Annotated in this window: 4 protein-coding genes; 2 read left to right on the plus strand and 2 right to left on the minus strand. The window is 60.7% G+C overall.

Features of this window, described 5'->3' with window-relative positions; all coding sequences use genetic code 11:
* Positions 1–354 (plus strand): MucR family transcriptional regulator (locus tag GRI89_RS17305; protein ID WP_159791454.1); only part of this gene is annotated, 354 nt, incomplete at its 5' end.
* Positions 355–861: 507 nt separating this feature from the next.
* Here the strand turns inward: GRI89_RS17305 and GRI89_RS17310 are convergent.
* Positions 862–2,361: an AAA family ATPase gene (locus GRI89_RS17310; protein ID WP_159798283.1), complete on the minus strand. Its 1,500-nt coding sequence runs from the start codon at positions 2,359–2,361 to the stop codon at positions 862–864.
* 203 nt (positions 2,362–2,564) lie between these two features.
* Here GRI89_RS17310 and GRI89_RS17315 point away from each other — a divergent pair, with 203 nt between their 5' ends.
* The gene (locus GRI89_RS17315) at positions 2,565–2,930 is read left to right on the plus strand and encodes a hypothetical protein (protein ID WP_159798284.1); all 366 of its coding nucleotides are present in this window, start codon (positions 2,565–2,567) and stop codon (positions 2,928–2,930) included.
* A 46-nt stretch (positions 2,931–2,976) separates the two neighbouring features.
* Here the strand turns inward: GRI89_RS17315 and GRI89_RS18130 are convergent, their stop codons facing one another.
* On the minus strand, positions 2,977–3,216 hold the full coding sequence (locus tag GRI89_RS18130; RefSeq protein WP_235913504.1) for a hypothetical protein: 240 nt from the start codon (positions 3,214–3,216) through the stop codon (positions 2,977–2,979).
* Between the last annotated feature and the right edge of the window lie 210 nt (positions 3,217–3,426).

Below are 3,426 nucleotides of genomic sequence, written 5' to 3' on the forward strand. Positions count from 1 at the left end.
GATGTCTCCGCGCTGATCAAAAACGTCTATTCGACGCTTTTGGGTCTCGGTAGCGAAGGCGGTGCGGCCGAACCCGTGCCGGAACCGGCTGTTCCGATCCGCACGTCGGTCAAGAAGGATCACATTGTTTGCCTGGAAGACGGCAAGAAGATGAAGATGCTCAAGCGCCACCTCATGACCGATCATGGCCTGACGCCCGATGAATATCGCGCGCGCTGGGGCCTGGCGGCCGACTATCCAATGGTGGCTCCGGATTACGCGGACAAGCGCCGCGAACTGGCGAAAAAGATCGGCCTCGGCCGCAAGCCAGGCCAGCGCCGCAGCCCCCGCAAGAAGGCCAACACCGAGAGCTGACCACGCAACTATCGAGAAGCATAATCTTGGACGCGCTGGCTGAGGTCCAATTTGCGGATCTAGGCCCTCCAAAGACGTCTACTCGGAAAATGGCCGAATTGCGGACATTCTATGTGATATGAAGTCAACTCTCGAAATTGGGTCGTTGGCTGCCGGTCGAGATTGTTCAAGTCAGCGTTGATGGATGATTGTCGCCGAAAATTGCCGAGACTGCAAAGTGCGCCCAGCCGCTAGCGCGCCCCTTATTGTTTAACGCTTCATTCTCCAAGCGAATGTTGAGTAGGCCCGATATAAATTGTTACAGACTTGAAGAGTCCAATGATGCAGAACTTTGGGCGCAACTTGACTGGCTATTCATGTGATGCTTGCCCTTAAAGCCTTGCTCCGGCTTCAGCCGACGCATTCTTTCTCACGCTGGGATGACAGCTCTTGAATTGCACGCAGAACGCCCGCTTCAGTTAGTCGCACCCTGGAACTGTAGCAGGCAGTTTGTCTCGTCATCTTCTCCTAATCGCCGCGAGCCAGAGCGATACTGTCGTTTCGCGAAATGGCATCGTCCAAACTCAACACGGAAATAGACCGCTCACCGCCAAACTCTTCACGCACGACTATGTGGCCCTGACGCTCCAGGTAATCGAGAAGTCGAAGGATACGGCTCGGTGACGAGGTGCCGTAGACCCGCGCCAGCTCGTCCTCGTCCGGCGCGGTGCGGCCCTGCGCGGCGGCGACGGCGATCGTGAGGTAAGGCGCGAGCACGTCCTCTGGCACATTGTCGGCCAGCTGCTCGATGGCTTCGCGAACGGGCGGATCCAGGCGGTCGAGCCCCGCGCTCGCACAGGCGAACAACTTGCGAAAGCGCATCATGTCGACATGCGCGCTCGGCACTCCATGCTGCCGGCAGCGCTGCGCAAACTCGCGAAACAACATCGCGGACGACTGGAACGTGGCGCCCTCCTCTGCGGCCAGCTCGCGCACGACCTGGGCGACACGATCATTGCCCTGCGCAACGTCGGTGGCGGGGCCCGGCTCGGCATCGACAGCCGGTTCTTCAGCCCGCGCGATTCCGGCGACGCGACTGGATATTTCCTGTTCGACATCCACACGCGGCCGGACGGGCGCGACCGGGCGCGGAGCGGGCTGAGTCGCTTCCTGTTCCAGCTCATCATGGAGGAGCGCCTCGAGGTCGTCGCCGTTGGCGACCGGCAGCGGCATGAGCCCTTCGGCGGCGTTCTTTCCGCCCGTTCGCACGTTGCCGATATGGACCGCGACGGGGCGGCGGCTGATGGCAGGGCCAAGACCGAGGAAATGGCCGCGCTGCAAGTCGCGGATGCGTTCGGCCTCCTTGCGGTCCATGCCCAGCAGGTCGGCCGCGCGCTGCATGTCAATATCGAGGAAAGTGCGCCCCATCAGGAAGTTCGAGGCCTCGGCGGCGACGTTCTTGGCCAGCTTGGCGAGGCGCTGCGTGGCGACAATGCCGGCGAGGCCGCGCTTCCGTCCGCGGCACATCAGGTTGGTCATGGCCGAAAGCGTCAGCCGGCGGGTATCCTCGCCCAGTTCGCCCGCAGCGGCGGGTGCGAACATCTGCGCCTCGTCCACCACCACCAGGGCAGGATACCAGTGTTCCCGGGGAGCATCGAACAGGGCTGCGAGGAACAGCGCCGCGCAGCGGATCTGCTGTTCCACCTCCAGTTCCTCGAGCGACAGCACCACCGAGACGCGGTGTTGGCGGACGCGGCCTGCCAGGGCCGCAATTTCACGCGCGGAATAGGCGGATCCATCGATCAGCACGTGATCGAACTGGTCTGCAAGGCTGGTGAAATCGCCTTCCGGATCGACCACGACTTGTTGGACCAACTCGGCGCTCTGTTCGAGCAAACGGCGCAGCAAGTGCGATTTGCCCGACCCGGAATTGCCCTGCACCAGCAACCGCGTGGCGAGCAGTTCCTGCACATCCATGGAAATGCTTTGTCCGGCAGAATCCGTGCCGATCTCGATCTGCGACCTCATGCGCTAGGGAATAGGTGGCTGCCGACCGGGCACAAGGGCGCTGAAGCCAGTTATCCCATGGTCGCGCTCCAAGCATCTCGCTGCGCGCTCTAGATCCGTGTACCACCTTATTGCCTCCGATCATGCGCATTCCACACCGGCGCGCGGACCGGCTTCGGCACCATCGAGTGTATTAGACGCGCAAGACCCTTCCAACCTCGACAATGGGCAGTACGGCTTCGTCGACTTCTGGACGGTTGGGGGGACAAGCTGCATTTGGGGCCGATAAGGCTGTAGGCCTCCCTTTCGCTAAGACCCAAGAGCGGTCGTCTAGATTATTGGGCAAAAATTTCGAAATCGTCGCCGCCATTCGGCAGCGCGAAATCTCTCCAATTCCCTGTCTTGCGCCAGCGGGCCGCGAGGCCAACTTCGACCAGGAGCTGCTTGAAACGCGGATTCTGCCTCAGGCGTGCGAAGTCCAGCCGGCCACGCTCAACCTCGAGCAGCTCATGCAGAATGGAGTCCTGCTGTCCTGGAGCGAGCAGCGCAAGGCGCTCGGCTGGCCGACCGAGGATCAGCCTGTTCCGTAGACCAACAGGCCCTGTTCGGGCGAATTCGTTCCCTGATATGGCCGATTTAATACCCTGTTCCGCCGAATAACAGGGAAAGCCCGATTTGAGCGGGGTAACCTGCGGTAATTGCGTTATTTTCTGCGGCGCAGGATCGCAGGATTCGGCGGAATCGACCTGTTTTGGGGCCCGAATCGATGTTTTTTCCTGTTAATACCCTGGGAAGCAGGGATACCGTACCGATGGCGAACCGCGCGGAGACGGGCAGCGCAAATCCTTCCTGAAACGGCTGGAGACGGATGCTCATTCTATCCGCAGTGACGGATTGGCGGACGCAAACCCGTCTGTTCTGCGGCTTTGCGCAGGCGCTCTGATAACGGAGACTAGTGCTGGGGGTGTGTGGCGGACCGAGTTGGATTCGAACAATCAATTCGGTCTTACTCTGCTAAGCCGCGGAAGTGTCGACTGAATTACGGCCGAGGATCACTAAGAGACTGAAAGTGCTCCCTTTCAAGTT

Origin of the sequence: Croceibacterium salegens (genome assembly GCF_009827435.1) — a bacterium.
GTDB lineage: Bacteria > Pseudomonadota > Alphaproteobacteria > Sphingomonadales > Sphingomonadaceae > Croceibacterium_B > Croceibacterium_B salegens.